At 72.5% G+C, this 19,166-nt stretch carries 19 protein-coding genes, 1 tRNA gene and 1 pseudogene; 19 read left to right on the forward strand and 2 right to left on the reverse strand.

Translation table 11 applies throughout. The annotated features are described in order from the left end of the window. Nucleotides 1-6: 6 nt before the first annotated feature. Complete coding sequence (locus FJQ57_RS07545) at nucleotides 7-420, reverse strand: SsgA family sporulation/cell division regulator (protein ID WP_139978622.1); 414 nt, start codon at nucleotides 418-420, stop codon at nucleotides 7-9. A 181-nt stretch (nucleotides 421-601) separates the two neighbouring features. On the opposite strand from FJQ57_RS07545, the gene FJQ57_RS07550 reads away from it, so the two are divergent. The 6 genes from FJQ57_RS07550 to FJQ57_RS07575 all read left to right on the forward strand — a co-directional run bounded on the left by FJQ57_RS07550 (nucleotide 602) and on the right by FJQ57_RS07575 (nucleotide 5,150). After that, nucleotides 602-673 (forward strand) — tRNA-Val (locus FJQ57_RS07550). Between the two features lie 68 nt (nucleotides 674-741). Continuing rightward, nucleotides 742-1,212: a hypothetical protein gene (locus FJQ57_RS07555; RefSeq protein ID WP_211348763.1), complete on the forward strand. Its 471-nt coding sequence runs from the start codon at nucleotides 742-744 to the stop codon at nucleotides 1,210-1,212. A gap of 49 nt (nucleotides 1,213-1,261) precedes the next feature. Beyond that, complete coding sequence (locus FJQ57_RS07560; RefSeq protein WP_139978624.1) at nucleotides 1,262-1,957, forward strand: NADPH-dependent F420 reductase; 696 nt, start codon at nucleotides 1,262-1,264, stop codon at nucleotides 1,955-1,957. Between the two features lie 156 nt (nucleotides 1,958-2,113). Further along, nucleotides 2,114-4,105 (forward strand): threonine--tRNA ligase, encoded by a 1,992-nt coding sequence (thrS, locus tag FJQ57_RS07565; RefSeq protein ID WP_139978626.1) that lies wholly within the window; start codon nucleotides 2,114-2,116, stop codon nucleotides 4,103-4,105. Nucleotides 4,106-4,131: 26 nt separating this feature from the next. Continuing rightward, a complete protein-coding gene (locus FJQ57_RS07570; protein WP_139978628.1) occupies nucleotides 4,132-4,647 on the forward strand; it encodes a GNAT family N-acetyltransferase in 516 nt (171 codons plus the stop codon). A gap of 35 nt (nucleotides 4,648-4,682) precedes the next feature. Beyond that, the gene (locus FJQ57_RS07575) at nucleotides 4,683-5,150 is read left to right on the forward strand and encodes a PPOX class F420-dependent oxidoreductase (protein ID WP_139978630.1); all 468 of its coding nucleotides are present in this window, start codon (nucleotides 4,683-4,685) and stop codon (nucleotides 5,148-5,150) included. A 7-nt stretch (nucleotides 5,151-5,157) separates the two neighbouring features. On the opposite strand, the gene FJQ57_RS07580 is transcribed toward FJQ57_RS07575, so the two are convergent. After that, a complete protein-coding gene (locus FJQ57_RS07580; RefSeq protein ID WP_211348764.1) occupies nucleotides 5,158-5,613 on the reverse strand; it encodes a MarR family winged helix-turn-helix transcriptional regulator in 456 nt (151 codons plus the stop codon). Nucleotides 5,614-5,671: 58 nt separating this feature from the next. On the opposite strand from FJQ57_RS07580, the gene FJQ57_RS07585 reads away from it, so the two are divergent. The 13 genes and pseudogenes from FJQ57_RS07585 (at nucleotide 5,672) to FJQ57_RS07645 (ending at nucleotide 19,112) form a co-directional block, all read left to right on the forward strand. Then, a complete protein-coding gene (locus FJQ57_RS07585) occupies nucleotides 5,672-6,430 on the forward strand; it encodes a pirin family protein (protein ID WP_211348765.1) in 759 nt (252 codons plus the stop codon). Between the two features lie 26 nt (nucleotides 6,431-6,456). Further along, nucleotides 6,457-6,972, forward strand: coding sequence for a VOC family protein (locus FJQ57_RS07590; protein ID WP_139978635.1), 516 nt, complete (start codon nucleotides 6,457-6,459; stop codon nucleotides 6,970-6,972). A gap of 119 nt (nucleotides 6,973-7,091) precedes the next feature. Next, nucleotides 7,092-8,096, forward strand: a complete 1,005-nt coding sequence (locus FJQ57_RS07595) for an AurF N-oxygenase family protein (RefSeq protein WP_139978637.1) — start codon at nucleotides 7,092-7,094, stop codon at nucleotides 8,094-8,096. A gap of 14 nt (nucleotides 8,097-8,110) precedes the next feature. Next, on the forward strand, nucleotides 8,111-9,781 hold the full coding sequence (locus FJQ57_RS07600; protein ID WP_139978639.1) for an FAD-dependent oxidoreductase: 1,671 nt from the start codon (nucleotides 8,111-8,113) through the stop codon (nucleotides 9,779-9,781). Nucleotides 9,782-9,848: 67 nt separating this feature from the next. Continuing rightward, a complete protein-coding gene (locus tag FJQ57_RS07605) occupies nucleotides 9,849-10,541 on the forward strand; it encodes a TetR/AcrR family transcriptional regulator (RefSeq protein WP_139978641.1) in 693 nt (230 codons plus the stop codon). Further along, a complete protein-coding gene (locus FJQ57_RS07610) occupies nucleotides 10,538-11,077 on the forward strand; it encodes an HIT family protein (protein ID WP_246081644.1) in 540 nt (179 codons plus the stop codon). The genes FJQ57_RS07605 and FJQ57_RS07610 overlap by 4 nt, the downstream gene beginning before the upstream one ends. 202 nt (nucleotides 11,078-11,279) lie before the next feature. Then, complete coding sequence (locus FJQ57_RS07615) at nucleotides 11,280-12,443, forward strand: sugar ABC transporter substrate-binding protein (RefSeq protein WP_281284237.1); 1,164 nt, start codon at nucleotides 11,280-11,282, stop codon at nucleotides 12,441-12,443. 156 nt (nucleotides 12,444-12,599) lie between these two features. After that, entirely contained in the window at nucleotides 12,600-13,388 is a 789-nt protein-coding gene (locus FJQ57_RS07620; protein ID WP_139978642.1) for an ATP-binding cassette domain-containing protein, read from the forward strand. Further along, nucleotides 13,385-14,677, forward strand: a complete 1,293-nt coding sequence (locus FJQ57_RS07625; protein WP_139978644.1) for a sugar ABC transporter permease — start codon at nucleotides 13,385-13,387, stop codon at nucleotides 14,675-14,677. The genes FJQ57_RS07620 and FJQ57_RS07625 overlap by 4 nt, the downstream gene beginning before the upstream one ends. 4 nt (nucleotides 14,678-14,681) lie before the next feature. After that, nucleotides 14,682-15,905, forward strand: coding sequence for an ROK family transcriptional regulator (locus FJQ57_RS07630; protein ID WP_139978646.1), 1,224 nt, complete (start codon nucleotides 14,682-14,684; stop codon nucleotides 15,903-15,905). 49 nt (nucleotides 15,906-15,954) lie between these two features. Further along, nucleotides 15,955-16,557: pseudogene (pgsA, locus tag FJQ57_RS07635) on the forward strand (phosphatidylinositol phosphate synthase); the annotation flags it as partial. 109 nt (nucleotides 16,558-16,666) lie between these two features. After that, complete coding sequence (gene pdxS / locus FJQ57_RS07640; protein WP_139978648.1) at nucleotides 16,667-17,584, forward strand: pyridoxal 5'-phosphate synthase lyase subunit PdxS; 918 nt, start codon at nucleotides 16,667-16,669, stop codon at nucleotides 17,582-17,584. A gap of 7 nt (nucleotides 17,585-17,591) precedes the next feature. Beyond that, on the forward strand, nucleotides 17,592-19,112 hold the full coding sequence (locus tag FJQ57_RS07645; RefSeq protein ID WP_139978650.1) for a carboxylesterase/lipase family protein: 1,521 nt from the start codon (nucleotides 17,592-17,594) through the stop codon (nucleotides 19,110-19,112). Nucleotides 19,113-19,166: the final 54 nt, after the last annotated feature.

Below are 19,166 nucleotides of genomic sequence, written 5' to 3' on the forward strand. Positions count from 1 at the left end.
CCAGGCTCAGGCCAGCAGCCCGGTGAGGAAGTCGTCGATGTCGACGCTCTCCTCGCCGGGACGGACGGCGATCCAGGTGCGACCGAGGAAGCCGAGCAGCTCGCCCGTGCGCACCTCGACCTGGAGCCGACCCTCGGGGGAGTGGAAGTCCATCCGCACGACCGCGCGGCCGTCCTCGTCGAGGCCGGGCCGCAGCCGGATGTCACCGTCACCGCACGGCTCGCCGAGCCCACGGACCAGCAGGGACCGGGACACCACCCACGGGATGTCGCCGGCCGGCACGTGGAAGGTCACCTGGACGGCGTACGGGTCGGCGACGTCGTAGCAGAACGTCGCGATAAAGGCCATCGGGCGCCCGTGCTCGTCGTCGCAGTGCAGGGCGATGTCGGCGGTGACGGCGGGGGCGAGCGGCTGGCTCATGGGGGGTAGTCCAATGTCCGAGAGCAGGGGGCGATGGCGCACGGTGGTGCGCTCTCACCTCTATGGACGCAGCCGGGGCCGATTCCGTTGCTCGAACGGCGGAAATCGTGGCCGACCGTTACCAAACAGTGACCGGGTGGGAGGTCGCGGTCGGGGTGCGCTACTGTCTGCGGCGCAACGCGGGCGATTGGCGCAGTGGTAGCGCGCTTCGTTCACACCGAAGAGGTCACTGGTTCGAACCCAGTATCGCCCACCCGTCCTTGCACAGCCTTCGCCGCCAAGAGGTCATTCGCTGACCGCAGCGGGAGGCACGGTGGATCTATGACCACCTCCCCACGCACCGTCGCCGACAAGATGCGCGTCGCTCCGGGCTGCCGGGTCCACGTCGTCGGGGCTCCGCCCGGTGTCGTCGAGACGCTCGGTCTCCCGCCCCACCGGCTCGTGATGGACCTGACTGGCGCCGAGCTCGACCACGTGCACCTCTTCGTGTGCACCCGCGCGGAGCTCGAGGCGGGGTTCCCGCCCCTCGTCCCGTACGTCGCCCCGCGCGGTCGTCTCTGGGTCTCGTGGCCGCGCGGGCGTGCCCTCGGCTCCGACCTCGGCCTGCCCGTCGTCATCGAGGTCGGCTACGACCATGCGATGGTCGAGAGCACCAACGTGCGCGTGGACGACACCTGGACGGCACTTTGCTTCACCCATCCCAAGCCCGGCAAGGTCTACCGCAACAGCTACGGCACCCTGCCCTGGCAGCGTGGCGCCGACCGGCTCCCGGACCCGGTCAAGCCCACCTGAGGCGCCACCGCCGGGGAACAACTCAGCGCCGGACGGCGATGTGCCTGGCATGACCGAGAACATCACCCTGGGACTCATCGGCGCCGGCAACATCGGCAGCACCGTCGCGCGCCTCGCCGTCGACGCCGGCCACGACGTCGTCCTGTCCAACAGCCGCGGCCCCGAGACGCTGTCCGACCTGGTGGCCGAGCTAGGGCCGCAGGCCCGCGCCGCGACGTCCGCCGAGGCGGCCGCGGCCGGCGACATCGTGGTCGTCACCGTGCCCCTCAAGGCCTACCGCGACGTCCCCGTCGAGCCGCTGGCCGGCAAGGTCGTCATCGACACCAACAACTACTACCCCGAGCGCGACGGCCACATCGCCGAGCTCGACGACGAGTCCACGACCACGTCCGAGCTGCTGCAGGCCCACCTGCCGACCTCCGAGGTCGTCAAGGGCTTCAACAACATCTACTTCGAGCACCTGCGCACCCTCGCCCGCCCGAGCGGCGCGCCCGACCGCAGCGCCCTCCTCATCGCCGGCGACGACGCCGAGGCCAAGCAGACCGCCGCCGCGTTCCTCGACTCCCTGGGGTACGACGCCCACGACGTCGGCCCGCTCGCCGAGGGCTGGCGCTACCAGCGCGACACCGCGGCGTACGCCGGCGCCTACGCCCCCGACGGCGACTTCAGCAACCCGCGACCGGCCACGCCGGAGCACCTCGACCGGCTGCTCGCGCAGGCCCAGCGCTACCGCGACATGGACTGAGGTGAGCGGCCCGGGGGCTTCAAGGCTCGTTCCGCTCGCACCGCAGCCACCGGGCCACGCGACCGGCCGGACAACCGGGCGGCGGCGGCCCCGGGTCCGCCGATAGCATCGCGAGGTCCGCCGACCGCCGGCGACGAGCTCTCGAGAGGAACCCCCGTGCCCGACATCCAGGTCGTCCGCATCCACGCCGGTGAGCGTGAGGAGCGGACCACCACGACGGGCACCAGGGCGTGGGAGCTGTTCGCCGACGACGCCGACGTCATCGCGGCGCGGGTGGGCGGCCAGCTCAAGGACCTCTCCCACGAGCTCGCCGACGGCGACGAGGTCGAGTCGGTGGCCATCGCGAGCCCCGACGGCCACGACATCCTGCGCCACTCGACCGCGCACGTGATGGCCCAGGCCGTGCAGCAGCTGTTCCCCGAGGCCAAGCTCGGCATCGGGCCGCCGATCACCGACGGCTTCTACTACGACTTCGACGTGCCGACCCCCTTCGTGCCCGAGGACCTCGAGAAGATCGAGACCCGGATGCGCAAGATCATCAAGGAGGGCCAGCGCTTCGAGCGCCGCGTCACCACCGATGCCGACGCGCTCGACGAGCTCCAGGACGAGCCCTACAAGGTCGAGCTGATCGGCCTCAAGGGCGGCGCGGGCGTCGAGGACGCCGCCGAGGGCGCGAGCGTCGAGGTCGGGGCCGGCGAGCTGACGATCTACGACAACGTCAACCCGCGGTCGAAGGAGACCGTGTGGTCCGACCTGTGCCGCGGGCCCCACCTGCCCACCACCAAGCGCATCCCGGCCTTCAAGCTCATGCGCAGCGCGGCGGCGTACTGGCGCGGCGACGAGAAGAACAAGCAGCTCCAGCGCATCTACGGCACCGCGTGGGAGTCCAAGGAGGCCCTCGAGGCCCACCTCGACCGCATCGCGGAGGCCGAGAAGCGCGACCACCGCAAGCTCGGCCGCGACCTCGACCTGTTCAGCTTCCCCGACGAGATCGGCTCGGGCCTGCCGGTCTTCCACCCGCGCGGTGGCGTCATCAAGCGGGAGATGGAGGACTACGTCCGCCGGCGCCACATCGAGGAGGGCTTCGAGTACGTCGGCACGCCCCACATCTCCAAGGAGCACACCTTCCACCTCTCGGGCCACCTGCCCTACTACGCCGACGGCATGTTCCCGCCCATGGAGTTCGAGGGCGCGAACTACTACCTCAAGGCCATGAACTGCCCGATGCACAACCTGATCTACCGCTCGCGCGGTCGGTCCTACCGCGAGCTGCCGCTGCGGCTCTTCGAGTTCGGGCACGTCTACCGCTACGAGAAGTCCGGCGTCATCCACGGCCTGACCCGGGTCCGCGGCTTCGCCCAGGACGACTCCCACTCCTACGTCACCGAGGAGCAGGCGCCCGGCGAGATCAAGCACCTGCTCGACTTCGTCCTCGGCCTGCTGCGCGACTTCGGCCTCGACGACTTCTACCTCGAGCTGTCGACCCGCGACGACTCCAAGCCCGACAAGTTCGTCGGCTCCCAGGAGCAGTGGGACACCGCGACCGAGGTGCTGCGGGTGGCCTGCGAGGAGTCCGGCCTCGAGCTGGTGCCCGACCCGGGCGGCGCGGCGTTCTACGGTCCCAAGGTCTCGGTGCAGGCCAAGGACGCCATCGGCCGCACCTGGCAGATGTCGACCATCCAGTACGACTTCAACCAGCCGCAGGGCTTCGACCTGACCTACCAGGCCTCCGACGGCAGTCGGAAGCAGCCGGTGATGATCCACTCGGCCAAGTTCGGCTCGATCGAGCGGTTCCTCGGGGTGCTCGTCGAGCACTACGCCGGCGCGTTCCCCCCGTGGCTGGCCCCCGTGCAGGTGCAGGCGATCCCGGTGGCCGACTTCGCCTCCGACTACCTGCACGACGTGGCCCGCCGGATGCGCACCCAGGGCCTGCGCGTCGAGGTCGACGACTCCGACGACCGGATGCAGAAGAAGATCCGCAACGCCCAGCTGCAGAAGGTGCCGTTCATGCTGATCGCCGGCAACGACGACATCGAGGCGGGCGCGGTCTCCTTCCGCTACCGCGACGGGCGCCAGGACAACGGCGTCCCGGTCGACGAGGCCATCGCCCGCGTCGCCACGGCCGTCGCCTCCCGCGACCAGGTCTGATCCGCCCCAACCACCCGAAGGACACGATGAGCACCGAGACCACCGAGGCCACCCCGGCGATGCAGGCCACCAGCGCCCCGACCGACGACGGCGAGGTGCACATCCGGCTGGCCGTCACGCCCGAGGACGTCGAGGCCGCGGCGCACCTGTTCGAGTACGACCTGCGCCCCGACGCCGTACGCCGGTTCCTCGGCGACGGTGGCCACCACCTCGTGCTCGCCTGGCTCGACGGCACCCCGGTCGGCATGATCACGGTGATCGAGCTGACCTACCCCGACCGCGGCACCGAGATGTTCATCTACGACATGCGCGTCGACGACGACCACCGCGGCAGCGGCATCGCCCACGCGATGCTCGACTCGCTCGAGAGCCTGGCCCACGACACGCTGTGCGAGGGCGTCTGGGTCGTCACCGGCACCGGGGACAAGAACGCCGGCGCCCGGGCGACCTTCGCCAGCCGCGGCGCCGAGGAGGACCGCGACCGCGTGCGCTACTCCTGGCGCACCGGCGCCCCGCAGGACCCCGCCCCGACCGAGGGGTGAGCGGCGGGCCGGCCGCCCTTCCTAGGGTGGTCGGCATGCCGCGCAAGATCGCCACCGCCGACCGCGTCTCGCTCGACGAGCTGCTCGACTTCGTCCGGCCCCGTCACCACTTCGTGCTGGTGACGCGGCGCCAGGACGGCAGCCCGCAGGTCAGCCCGGTCACCGGCGGCGTCGACGACGAGGGCCGCCTGGTCGTCTCGACCTACCCCGAGCGCGCCAAGACCGCCAACGCTCGGCGCCACCCCGAGGTGTCGGTGCTGGTGCTCGGCGACGAGTTCGACAGTGCCTGGGTGCAGGTCGACGGCACCTGCGAGGTCATCGACCCGCCCGACTCGGTCGAGCCGCTGGTCGACTACTTCCGCAGCATCGCGGGCGAGCACCCCGACTGGGACGAGTACCGCCGGGCCATGCGCGACCAGGGCAAGTCCCTGCTCCGCATCACCCCGACCCGGTGGGGACCCGTCGCCACCGGCGGCTTCCCGCCGCGCCTCGCCGACGCCTGAGGGCCCCTCACCCCAGCCGTCGTACGACGGCGCCGAGCGCGCGCTGGAGCACGTCGACCTCGGCGGGGGAGAGGTCGGCGAAGACCAGGTCGCGCACGAGCCGGGCGTGCCCCGGGGCGGCGCGGTCGATGGCCGCGCAGCCGGCGTCGGTGACGACCACCCAGGCGCCGCGGCCGTCGTCGGCGTGGTCGGTCTTGTCGAGCAGGCCGCGGCCGGCCATCCGGCGTACGTGGTGGGAGCACCGGCTGCGCTCCCAGCCCAGCGACGACGCCAGGTCGCCGACCCGGAGCCGCCCGTCGGGGGCCTCGGTGAGGGCCACGAGCACGTCGTAGTCGCTCAACGACAGGCCGGAGTCCTCCTGCAGCTGCCGGTTGAGGGCGGTGGGCAGGGCCGTCCCGAGTGCGACCCAGTGCCTCCAGGCGCGCTGCTGGTCGGGGGAGAGCCAGGGCTCGTCGTCGGTCACGCAGGCCATCCTACGGAATAGTTGACACGTCACCTAAGTTGCGAGCAGCATGACGACCATGAAGCTCGAGCCCATGATCGATGTCCGCCGCGCCGAGGACCGGTACAAGACCCGCATCGACTGGCTCGACAGCAAGCACTCGTTCTCCTTCGGCCACCACCACGACCCGCGCAACACCCACCACGGGCTGCTGCTGGTCAACAACGACGACGTCGTCGACCCCGGCACCGGCTTCGACACTCACCCGCACCGCGACATGGAGATCGTCACCTGGGTCCTCCAGGGCTCCCTGGTCCACCAGGACTCCACCGGCCACAACGGCGTCATCTACCCCGGCCTGGCCCAGCGGATGAGCGCCGGCCGCGGCATCCTGCACTCGGAGAAGAACGACTCCTGGCGGCTGCAGGGCGACGCCCACCGCGACCCGGTCCACTTCGTGCAGATGTGGGTCGTGCCCGACGAGCGCGGCATCGACCCGGGCTACGAGCAGCTGGAGGTCGACGCCGAGCTGATGAGCGGCGCGCTCGTCCCGGTCGCCTCCGGCATGCCCGAGCACGACGGCGCCTCGGCCATCCGCATCCGCAACCGGTACGCCGCGCTCCACGCCGCCCGGCTCCAGCCCGGCCAGTCCGTCGAGCTGCCGGACGCGCCGTTCCTGCACCTGTTCGTCCCCCGCGGTGCGGTGGTCCTCGAGGGCGCGGGCGAGCTCGCCACGGGCGACGCGGTCCGCTTCACCGCCACCGGCGGCCAACGCGTCACCGCGACCGAGGCCGCCGAGGTCCTGGTGTGGGAGATGCACGCCGCGATCGCGTCCTGACCACCCGAGACCGAGGAGACGACGAGATGACCCAGCCCGACACCGACGCGCCGATCGACCTGGAGGCCGTGGAGGCCGAGCGCGCCCGCATCCGCGAGGCGCACCTGCGACCCGCGGGGGAGCGGCCGGCGTCGTCGGCCCGCGGCCTGCACCACACCGCGCTCATCAGCAGCGACGTCGAGCGGACCGTCCGCTTCTACCAGGACCTCCTGGAGTTCCCGCTCACCGAGCTCATCGACAACCGGGACTACCCGGGGTCCTCGCACTTCTTCTTCGACATCGGCCACGGCAACCTGCTCGCGTTCTTCGACTTCCCCGGGCTCGACGTCGGCCCGTACGCCGAGGTGCTGGGCGGCCTGCACCACTGCGCGATCTCGGTCGACCCGGCCCACTGGGACCGGCTGGTCGGCAAGCTCGAGGCCGCCGGCGTCGAGCACGTCGTGCACAGCGGGGTGTCGGTCTACTTCCGCGACCCGGACGGGGCGCGGATCGAGCTGATCGCCGACCCGCTGGGCGAGATGTACGGCGAACGGGTGTTGTGACGACGCCCTGACGAGGTCCGCACAAGTTACCGAGACGTAGTGTCGCGGTAACTCTTTACACGCAACACGTGTCGCACTAACGTCGACGGAGTTCGCTCCCGACGACGCGAGGTGACCCCATGACCAGCACGCTCGAGCCCACCGAGACCGCCGCCGAGCGGCACGAGGCGCCGTTCCAGACCTACGAGGAGCGCCTGCGCACGCTCAGCGAGGCCTCCGTCGACCAGCACTTCGACGCCTTCCTCGACATCGACTGGGACCACCCCGACTTCGCGATCGACCCGACCGACGAGCGCTGGGTCCTCCCCGCCACCGACGTGCTCGGGCGGCACGCGTGGTACCGCGGGCTCCCGAAGGACGAGCAGATCCGCATCGGCCTCTACCGCCAGGCCAACATCACCAAGGTCGGCCTGCAGTTCGAGCAGGTGCTGATCGCCGGCCTGATGAACTACGCCTTCGGCCTGCCCAACGGCTCCCCGGAGTTCCGCTACTCCACGCACGAGGCGACCGAGGAGTGCCACCACACCCAGATGTTCCAGGAGTTCGTCAACCGCTCCGGCCAGGACGTCCGGGGCGGGTCGGTGTTCTTCCGCGGCATCAGCCCGTTCCTCCCGCTGGCCGCCCGGATCGCGCCGTTCGGCTTCTTCTACGGCGTCCTCGCCGGCGAGGAGCCGATCGACCACGTGCAGAAGTCGGTGCTGCGCGCCGGTCGCGAGATGCACCCGCTCCTCGAGCGGATCATGCAGATCCACGTCGCCGAGGAGGCCCGCCACATCGGCTTCGCCCACCAGTACCTCGAGCACAAGGCCCCGCGGCTCTCCCGCGCCGAGCGTGCCGTGCTGTCGATCGTGGTGCCCGTGGTCATGAAGTGGCTGTGCAACGAGATCATCGTCCCGAGCAAGAAGGCCCAGCAGGACATGGGCATCCCGGACTCGGTGATGAAGGAGCTCTACTGGAGCGGCGAGGAGGCCCAGAAGTTCCTGCGCGACCTCTTCGGTGACGTGCGGATGCTCGCCGAGGACACCGGGATGATGAACCCCGTCTCCCGTCGCGTGTGGCGCGCCCTGGGCATCGCCGGGCGCAGCTCGCGCTTCCGCAGCCAGCCCGCCTCCGCTGCCGCCTGAGCCACGGACCCGTCATGGCCTACGTCGTCACGCAGTCGTGCTGCGCCGACGCCTCGTGCGTCGTCGCCTGCCCGGTCAACTGCATCCACCCCGCGCCCGGCGAGCCCGGCTTCGCCACCGCCGAGATGCTGTACGTCGACGCGGCCGCCTGCGTCGGGTGCGGGGCCTGCGCGACGGCGTGCCCGGTCGAGGCCATCAAGCCCGAGACCGCGCTGACGCCCGAGGAGCAGCCGTTCGTCGGGATCAACGCCGACTACTACGCCTGCTTCCCGCACGCCGACCGGCGGCCGCTGGCCGTCGTGCCCCCGCAGCGGCGGCTCGCCGACCGCGGTCCGCGGCGGGTGGTCGTCGTGGGTGCCGGACCGGCGGGCCTCTACACCGCCGACGAGCTGCTCAAGCACCCCGAGGTCACCGTCGACGTGCTCGACCGGCTGCCCACGCCGTACGGGCTGGTGCGGGCGGGGGTCGCGCCCGACCACCCGCACACCAAGAAGGTCGAGCAGCTCTTCCGGGCCGTGGAGGAGCAGCCCGGCTTCCGCTACCGGCTCGGCGTCGAGGTCGGTCGCGACCTCTCGCTCGCCGACCTCGAGCAGCACTACGACGCCGTCGTGTACGCCGTCGGCGCCAGCGCCGACAGGACGCTCGGCATCGAGGGCGAGGACCTGCCCGGATCGCTCTCGGCGACCGAGGTCGTCGCCTGGTACAACGGCCACCCCGACCGGGTCGACCTCGCCGTGCCCCTCCAGGCGTGCGCCGCCTCGGGCCGGGCGGTCGTGGTCGGCAACGGCAACGTCGCCCTCGACGTGGCCCGCATCCTCACCCGCGACCCGGCGGCCCTGGCCCGCACCGACCTGGCCGCGGTCCCGTGGTCCGCGCTCGACCGCAGCCCGGTCCGCGAGGTCGTCGTGCTCGGCCGGCGCGGTCCGGCCGACGCGGCGTTCACGCTGCCCGAGCTGGTCGGCCTGGCCGGGCTCGTCGAGGCCGGCGAGCTCGACGTCGTCGTCGACACCGGGGGAGCGGCCCTGCCCGGCGGCGGGGCACCGGGCGGTCGCAAGGCCGAGCTGCTGGCCGAGCTCGCCGCCCGTACGCCGCGCCCGGGCCTGCGCCGCGTGGTCCTGCGCTTCCACACCCGACCCGTGCGGGTCCTCGGTGACGCCACGACCGGCGTGAGCGGCGTCGAGGTGGAGCGCGACGGCGTGCGCGAGGTGCTCGAGACCGGGTTGCTGCTGCGCGCCATCGGCTACCGCGGCCGGCCCGTCGCCGACCTGCCCTTCGACGAGGCCACCGGCACCGTGCCCCACGCCGGCGGCCGCGTGCGCCCCGGCCTGTACGTCGCGGGGTGGGTCAAGCGGGGTCCGACTGGCTTCATCGGCACCAACAAGACCTGCGCCGAGGAGACGGTCGCGTCCCTCCTCGACGACCTCGACGCGGGCCTGCCGCGGGCGCCCCGACCGACGGCCGCCCTCGACGCGCTGCTCCGCGAGCGAGGCGCCCGACCGGTCGACCTGGCCGGGTGGCGCGCGCTCGACGCCGAGGAGCGTCGCCGCGGGGCCGCCCGCGGCCGACCCCGGAGCAAGGTCGTCGACGTCGAGGAGATGCATCGCCTCGCCCTCGCCGTCCCCGCCGCCCCGGAGCGCCGCTACCCTTCGGTCAAGGAGCTGGTCGGGAGGCTCGCCCGGTCGTGACCGGCGCCCCCGCCAGCCGGAGTGGCCGCACCGGCGGCTGACGGAAGCGACTGGCGGACGGGGCGGGATGGCGCAGGACGGCCGGCAGGCGCGCTGGGACAGGCACAACCAGGAGCGCCGTGCCCAGATCCTCGACGCCGCCCTGGCCGTCATCGGCGAGTCGGCGACGGGCGAGGAGTTCCACGTCCAGCAGATCGCCCAGCAGGCCGGGCTCAACCGCACGGTCGTCTACCGGCACTTCGACGACCGTGCCGACCTCGACCGCGCCATCCGCGGGCACATCCTCGACGACCTGACGCGGGTCCTGATCCCCGAGGTCAGCCTCGACGGCACGGTCAACGAGATCATCCGCCGCATCATCACCTCCTACGTCGACTGGGTCGTCGCCCACCCGGCGGCCCACGACTTCGCCGTGCAGGAGATGACCGGTCCGGTCGAGAGCGGCGCCCACCGCATCGCCGGCGCGGTCGGCGGCATCATCGAGGCAGCGATCGAGATGCTCGGGCCCGAGCTCGACGACGACGAGCGCGCCCTGGTCGACCCCCTGGCCCACGGCCTCGTCGGGGCGGCGTTCGCGACCGTGCGCCGCTGGATCGCCCGCGAGCCCCGCACCCCGGACGCGTCGGTGCTGGTCGAGCTGCTCTCGCAGTCGATCTGGAACCTGCTCAGCGGGCACGCCCGGCGCTTCGGTCTCGAGATCGACCCCGACCTCCCGCTCGCCGACCTGCTGCCCGACCCGGACGGGGAGCCCGCGACGTGAGCGAGCCGCTGCGCCAGGACGGGATCGGCGACGGCGACGAGCTCGACCGCCTCTGGACCCCGCACCGGATGGCCTACATCCGGGGCGAGAACAAGCCCGCCGACGCCTCGTCGGGGCTGTGCCCCTTCTGCCGCATCCCGGGCCTCGACGACGCCGCCGGCCTCGTCGTACGCCGCGGGGAGCTGGCGTTCGCGGTGCTCAACCTCTACCCCTACGCCCCGGGGCACCTGATGGTCTGCCCCTACCGCCACATCGCCGACTACACCGAGACCACCGACGCCGAGGCGGCCGAGGTCGCCGACCTCACCCGACAGGCCATGCGCACCCTGCGCGCGGTCTCGGGCGCGGGTGGGTTCAACGTCGGGATGAACCAGGGCGAGGTCGCCGGTGCCGGCATCGCCGCCCACCTGCACCAGCACGTCGTCCCGCGCTGGCCCGGCGACCAGAACTTCATGCCGGTGATCGGCCGCACCAAGACCCTCCCCGAGCTGCTCACCGACACCCGCGCCCTCCTCGCCGGCGCCTGGGCCGTCTGAGCCGTCCCGGCACCGTCCCGTCGTCGTTCGACGACGGGACGACGTCGCGAGGGCGCCGTGCGTCCGCCGTTCGTTGGGGTGAACAACAAAGATTTGCTCAAGGCCCTTGTGGAGGGGGTTTCGTGACCCCTATGTTGTGCGACGCAACATATCCGTGACGGCGGTCACAGACCCAGGTCACACCCGAGCGATGGAGGGGCGCATGCGCCAGATGACGGGCCGCAAGGCAATGACGAAGGGCGCCCGCACGGCGGCCCTGGCCGCGGTGGGGGTGCTGGCGTTCGGGACGCTGGCCGCCTGCGGCGACGACGGCGGCTCGGGCAGCGGCTCGGGCGGCAGCGGCGGCGGTGGCGGTGGCGAGGCCTCCGGCAAGGTCGGCGTGATCCTGCCCGACGCGACCACCTCGCCTCGGTGGGAGACCCAGGACCGGCCGAGCCTGCAGGCCGCCTTCGACGAGGCCGGCATCGAGGCCGACATCCAGAACGCCCAGGGCGACGTCGACCAGTTCGGCCGCATCTGCGACGGCATGATCAACGACCAGGTCAACGTCATCATGATCACCAACCTGGACTCCGACTCCGGCAAGGCCTGCCTGAGCAAGGCCGCCGACGCCGGCATCCCGAGCATCGACTACGACCGCCTGACCCTCGGCGGCGGCGCATCGTACTACGTCTCGTTCGACAACGTCCGGGTCGGCGAGCTCATGGGCGAGGGCCTGATCTCCTGCCTCGACGCCGAGGACAAGGCCCAGGCCAACATCGTCTACATCAACGGCCTCGCGGCGGACAACAACGCCTCGCTGTTCAAGCAGGGCTACGAGCAGGGCCTGGCCGACAAGATCGACAGCGGCGACTACACGCTCGTCGGCGACCAGGCCGGCGACTGGGACGCCACCGTCGCGGGCAACGCGTTCGAGCAGCTGCTCACCGCCAACCAGGGCAAGATCGACGGCGTCGTGTCGGCCAACGACACCATGGCCGGCGGCATCATCGCCCGCCTGCGTGCGCAGAACCTCAACGGCCAGATCCCGGTCACCGGCCAGGACGCCTCGGTCGAGGGCCTGCAGAACATCCTGCGCGGCGACCAGTGCATGACGGTCTACAAGAACACCAACCTCGAGGCCGAGACGGCCGCCAAGGTGGCCATCGCCCTGATCACCGGCTCCACCGACGACGCCGACGCGCTCGTCACCGGCACGGTCCCCGACACCGAGACCGGTGAGGACGTCCAGTCGATCCTGGCCGAGCCCGTCTCGGTGACCACCGAGAACATGCAGCAGGTCTTCGACGACGGCAGCGCCGACCCGGCCGAGGTCTGCTCCGGCGACCTCGCCCAGCTGTGCGAGGAGGCCGGCGTCGGCGGCTGATCGCCGCCGTACACCGCACCCCGGCACGACCTGCACCACCCACGACCGGGGCCGCCCCACCCGCGGCGGCCTCGGTCGTGCGGCGCCCACGGGCGCCCGACCGCACGCCCGCAGCCCCGCCCGACCTGCCCGACCCCGTCCGCTGGAGGACCACCCATGACTTCCGCCGCCCTGGAGAAGAACCCGCCGAGCAAGGCCTCACCGCCGCTGCTCTCGCTGCGCGGGGTCCAGAAGAGCTTCGGCGCCGTGCACGTGCTCAAGGGCGTCGACCTCGACGTCCGGCCCGGCCGGGTCACCGCGCTCGTCGGTGACAACGGCGCCGGCAAGAGCACCCTGATCAAGGGCATCGCCGGGATCCACACCTTCGACGAGGGCAGCTACACCTTCGAGGGCAAGGAGGTCAGCGTCACCAGCCCCAAGGACTCCAACGCCCTGGGCATCGAGGTCGTCTACCAGGACCTCGCGCTGTGCGACAACCTCGACGTCGTCGACAACATGTTCCTCGGTCGCGAGCTGGCCCGCGGGCCGGTGCTCGACGACACCACGATGGAGCGCCGCGCCCGCGAGACCCTCGACGGCCTCTCGGTGCGCACCCTGTCGTCGGTGCGCACCAAGGTGGCCTCCCTCTCCGGCGGCCAGCGCCAGACCGTGGCCATCGCCCGGGCGGTGCTGTGGAACTCCCGCATCGTGATCCTCGACGAGCCGACCGCCGCCCTCGGCGTGGCGCAGACCGAGCAGGTGCTCAAGCTCGTGCGCCGCCTGGCCGACCAGGGCCTGGGCGTCGTGCTCATCTCCCACAACCTCAACGACATCTTCCAGGTCGCCGACGACATCGCGGTCCTCTACCTCGGCACCATGGTCGCCCAGGTCGAGACCAGCGAGGTCAAGCACGGCCAGGTCGTCCAGCTCATCACCGCCGGCCGCTACGAGGAGGACGCGCGATGACCGCCGTCGACACCCACCAGACCCCCGGCACCGGGCCCACCGGACCGGGCCGCACCGGCGCCGCGGACACCAAGCAGGTCGGTCCCCGCGAGATCGTCCACGACTACCTCGTCAAGGTCCGCGGCGGCGACATCGGCTCGCTGCCCGCCGTCCTCGGCCTGCTCACCCTGGTCCTGCTGTTCTCGATCCTGCGTCCCGACAGCTTCCTGACCTCGCTCAACTTCGCCAACCTCATCAACCAGTCGGCCGCGGTCGTCATCCTCTCGATGGGCCTGGTCTTCGTCCTGCTCCTCGGCGAGATCGACCTCGCCGCCGGCTACACCGCCGGCACCTGCGCCGGCGTGATCGGCGTCGCCGCGACCAACCAGGGCTGGCCCGTCCCCGTGGCGCTGCTCCTGGGCCTGCTGGCCGGCATCCTCATCGGCCTCGTCATGGGCAGCCTGGTGGCGTTCCTGGGCATCCCGTCCTTCGTGGTCACCCTCGCCTTCTTCCTCGGCCTCGCGGGCCTGCTGCTGCGCATCGTCGGCAACGGCAAGACGATCTCGCTGCCCGAGGGCTTCCTCATCGACATCAACAACGCGACCCTCCCGGTCTGGCTCGGCTGGGCCGCCGCCGTCGTGGGCCTCGCGGCCTTCGCGGGCTCGCGCCTGTTCGGCAACCTCCGTCGCCGCCGCCTCGGACTGGCCGCCGAGCCGCTGCTGCTGTGGGGCCTGAAGACCGTCGTCCTCGCCGTGCTCGTCCTCGGCGCGGTGGCCTACCTGTCCCAGGAGCGCGCCATCAACCCGGCGTTCCGCTCGCTCAAGGGCGTGCCCGCCATCGTGCTGGTCGTCGTGGGCCTGCTCGTGGTCCTGACCCTGCTGCTCAACCGCACCCGCTGGGGCCGCCACGTGTACGCCGTCGGCGGCAACGCCGAGGCCGCCCGCCGCGCCGGCATCAACGTCGTCTGGGTCAAGGTCAGCTGCTTCATGCTCACCGGCGCCCTCGCGGCGGTGGCCGGCCTGGCCATCGCCAGCCGCAACAACGGCGTCACCGGTGACACCGGCGGCGCCAACACCCTGCTGCTCGCGGTCGGCGCCGCGGTCATCGGCGGCACCAGCCTCTTCGGCGGCAAGGGCCGCATGGTCGACGCGATCATCGGTGGCCTGCTCATCGCCGTGATCCAGAACGGCCTGCTCATCCTCGACCAGCCGCCGAGCACGTTCCAGATGGTCACCGGCGCCGTCCTGCTGCTCGCCGCCACCGTCGACGCGCTGAGCCGCCGACGCAGCGCCGCGACCGGCAGGGGCTAGCGCCGTGGCTCGCCCCACCGGGGTGGGCACCGACGAGGTGCGCAGGGCCAACCTGAGCACGATCCTGCAGACCGTCCACCGCCACGGGCCCACCACGCGCGCGGAGCTCACCCGCCAGCTCGGGCTCAACCGCAGCACCATCGGCGGACTGACCGGCGAGCTGCAGGCGCTCGGGCTGGTCAGCGAGGAGACGGCGGTGCAGGCCGGCCGCTCCGGGCGGCCCTCCCACCTCGTCGTCCCGCGCGCCGACAACCTCGTGGCGACGGTCGACCTCGGCGTCGACCGCATCGCGGCGGCCGTCGTCGGCCTCGGGGGCGAGGTGCTCGAGCGGCGTACCCGGTTGCACCAGCGGGGCGAGCACGACGTCGACCACGTGGTCGAGTCGGTGGCCCAGATGGTCGAGGAGCTGCTCGCCGCGTGCGCCGGCGCCCGGTGCTTCGGCGTCGGCGTGGCGGTGCCCGGTGCGATCCGGGCCGAGGACGGGATGGTGCAGTTCGCCCCCAACCTGGGCTGGACGCGCGAGCCGTTCACCGAGCGGTTGGGGGAGCGCCTGGGTCGACCCGTCACCGCGGGCAACGACGCCAACCTGGGGGTCATCGCCGAGCACCTGCGGGGCGCCGCGGCCGGGTTCACCCACGCCGCCTACCTCGCCGGTTCCGTCGGCGTCGGTGGCGGGTTCCTCGTCGACGGCGTCCCCCTCGGCGGCTCCGCCGGGTACGCCGGCGAGGTCGGTCACCTCCAGGTCGACGCCACCGGGCCGCAGTGCCGGTGCGGTGCCACCGGGTGCTGGGAGATGAAGGTCGGCGAGAACCGGTTGCTCCAGCTCGCCGGGCGGCTCCCCGGAGGCGGCCCGAGCGCCGTGGCCGAGGTCATCGCCGCGGCGCGCGCGGGCGACGAGCGCGCGGCCGCGTCCCTGGCCGACGTCGCCACCTGGATCGGGGCGGGCCTGCGGGCGGTCATCAACCTCTTCAACCCCGACGTCATCGTCCTCGGCGGCGCGCTCGCCCAGGTGTGGGACGTCGAGGCCGACACCATCAACGCCGCCGTGGAGCGCTCGGCCCTGCTCGCGCCCCGGGGCGAGGTGACCATCACGGCCTCCCGGCTGGGGGGCGAGTCGCCGCTGGTCGGGGCGGCCGAGATGGCCTTCAACCCCGTGCTGGAGGACCCCCAAGCCCTCGCCTGCGCCGCTGGCCCGGCGACGACCCGCCTCGCGTCGCCCCGGCGCTGAGCCCGTCGGCCGGCGCCGCCGGTACCCTCCTCGGGTGCTGCAGACGAGCGTGCTGGACCGCTTCAAGGACTTCTGGCAGGGCGTCGTGCTCCTGCCGTTCGTGCGGCTGTTCATCCGCCTCGGCATCAGCCCCGACACCGTCACCTTCGTCGGCACCGTCGGGGTCTGCACCGGGGCGCTGGTCTTCTTCCCCCAGGGCGAGCTGCTGACCGGTGTCCTGTTCATCACCGCCTTCGTCTTCAGCGACCTCATCGACGGCAAGATGGCGCGCGAGCTGGGCCGGTCCTCGACGTTCGGCTCCTTCTGGGACTCGACCCTCGACCGCTTCGGGGACGGCGCGATCTTCGTCGGCCTGGCGCTCTACTTCGCCGGGCCGGGGGACAGCTACCTCTACCTCTGCCTCTCGCTCTACTGCCTCGTCACGGGATCGGTCACCTCCTACGCCCGGGCCAAGGCCGAGTCCCTCGGCCTCGACGCCCGGGGCGGCCTGGCCGAGCGGGCCGACCGGCTCGTGCTCGTCCTCGTGCTGACCGGCGTGGGCGCCATCATCGACCTGGTGCTGCTCACCTACGTCGCGCTGTGGGTGCTTGCCGTGGCCAGCACGATCACCGTCTACGTGCGGGTCAGCAAGGTCCACCGCCAGGCCGTCGAGCGCGACGCGACCCGTGACGCCGTCCGCGACGTGGCCCCCGGCGTCGACCCCACCCCCGCGGGTGCTCCCGACGCGGACGGGGCCGACCCGGCGCCGTACGATCGGGAGCATGGTCGACACGTCTGAGCCCACCCCTGGCGGCACCCCTGGCACCGGCACCACCCGCGTCAAGCGGGGCATGGCCGAGATGCTCAAGGGCGGCGTCATCATGGACGTCGTCACGCCCGAGCAGGCCCGCATCGCCGAGGACGCCGGGGCCGTGGCGGTCATGGCGCTCGAGCGGGTGCCCGCCGACATCCGCGCCCAGGGCGGCGTCTCGCGCATGTCCGACCCCGACATGATCGACGGCATCATCGAGGCCGTCTCGATCCCGGTGATGGCCAAGGCCCGCATCGGTCACTTCGGGGAGGCCCAGGTGCTGCAGAGCCTCGGGGTCGACTACATCGACGAGTCCGAGGTGCTGACCCCGGCCGACTACGCCCACCACATCGACAAGTGGCAGTTCACCGCCCCCTTCGTGTGCGGGGCGACCAACCTCGGCGAGGCCCTGCGGCGCCTGACCGAAGGCGCGGCGATGATCCGCTCCAAGGGAGAGGCCGGCACGGGCGACGTGTCCAACGCCGTCACCCACATGCGCACCATCCGCGGCGAGATCCGCCGCCTGTCCTCGCTCGAGCCCGACGAGCTGTACGTCGCCGCGAAGGAGCTCCAGGCGCCGTACGACCTGGTGGCCGAGGTCGCCCGCACCGGCGCGCTGCCGGTCGTGCTGTTCACTGCCGGCGGCATCGCCACCCCGGCCGACGCGGCGATGATGATGCAGCTCGGAGCCGACGGCGTCTTCGTCGGGTCCGGCATCTTCAAGTCCGGCAACCCGGCCCAGCGGGCCGAGGCGATCGTCAAGGCCACGACCTTCCACGACGACCCCGCCATGGTCGCCAAGGTCTCGCGCGGCCTGGGCGAGGCGATGGTCGGCATCAACGTCGAGGAGATCCCCCAGCCGCACCGGCTCGCCGAGCGCGGCTGGTAGCGGCGCCGTGCGCCGACGGGCCGCCACGGTCGGCACGGCGGCCGTCGTCGGCGCGGCCGCCCTCGCGGTGGCCTCGGTCGCGGCGCTGCTCGTGACGATCTTCACCACCGGGTCCGACCGCGCGCCCGCGGAGGTGGGCAGCGGGACGTTCGCGCCCGACGACGAGGTCGTGACCACGACGGCGGGCCGCCTGCGCGGCGTCCACGACGGCACGACCCGCTCCTGGCGGGGCATCCCGTTCGCCGCACCGCCGACGGGGGAGCGGCGGTGGCGCCCGCCGGCGGCGGCGCAGCCGTGGACGGGGGTCCGCAACGCGGACACCCCCGGCCCGGGCTGCCTGCAGCCCGAGCCCTACACCTTCGGAGCACGCAGCCTCGTGCCCCGCCCCGGCACCTCCGAGGACTGCCTCTACCTCGAGGTCTCGCGGCCCGACGACGACCGCACGGGACTGCCCGTGATGGTGTGGATCCACGGCGGTGGCTTCTTCGCCGGCTCCGGGTCGTCCGCGACCGACGTGGCCGCCGGCTTCGCGCGCCGCGGCGTCGTCCTGGTGGCCCTGAACTACCGCCTGGGCCGTCTCGGCTACTTCGCGCACCCGTCCCTGCCGGGCGAGACCGGCAACTTCGGGCTGCTCGACCAGGTGGCGGCCCTGCAGTGGGTTCGCGACAACATCGACGCCTTCGGCGGCGACCCCGGCGCCGTGACCGTCGCGGGCGGGTCGGCGGGCGCGATGTCGGTCAACGCCCTGATGGCGACGCCCGCCGCCGACGGGCTCTTCGCCCGGGCGATCGCCCAGTCCGCACCCGGCGACTCCCGCGCCCAGACGATGGCGCAGGCGCGCCGCACCGGCGAGGCGTTCCTGCCGGGGCGAACGCGCTCCCAGCTCTACGCGCTGCCGGGTCGCGCCCTGCTGGACGGCAGCTTCAACACCCTCGCCGGCGACGCACCGCTCGTCGACGCCGTGATGCCCCGCTCGGCCGCGGCGACCTTCGCCGCCGGCGACGAGGCCACTGTGCCCTACCTCCTCGGCACCACCGCCTCGGAGTTCGGCGACGACGCCTTCGCGAGCTTCGGCGTCGACGCCGCCCGGCTGCGCGACGGGCTCGGCGGTCCGGAGCACGCGGCCCTCGTGTCGGCGTACGGCGCGCAGGCGTACGAGGCCGACGTGCTCAACGACCTGGTCTTCGGGCTGCCCGCCGTCGAGCTCGCCGTCCAGCACGCTCGCCGCGCCCCGACGTACCGCTACGTCTTCGCCCGACCCGCGGAGGCCCGGCACGGCGCGGAGTCGGCCTACGTGTTCGACCTCGTCCCCGACGGTGGCGGGGCGGCGCTGAGCGACGCGGTCGCCGACTACTGGGCTGGGTTCGTGACCTCGGGCAGCCTGGAGGCCGACGGTCATCCCGCGTGGCCCCAGGTCTCCGCCGGATCGCCCGGGGCCTGGATGCAGCTCGGCCCTGACCGGCCCGTCCCGCACGACGACGACACCGCGCTGCCGCGGCTCGCGGCGCTCCGCCAGAGCCTTTCTTGAGGTGATGCCCGGGAGGGTTTCCCTTCTCTTGCGCAAGTGCCGTCCTGACGTGGG

Source organism: Nocardioides litoris (assembly GCF_006346315.1).
Lineage (GTDB): Bacteria > Actinomycetota > Actinomycetes > Propionibacteriales > Nocardioidaceae > Nocardioides > Nocardioides litoris.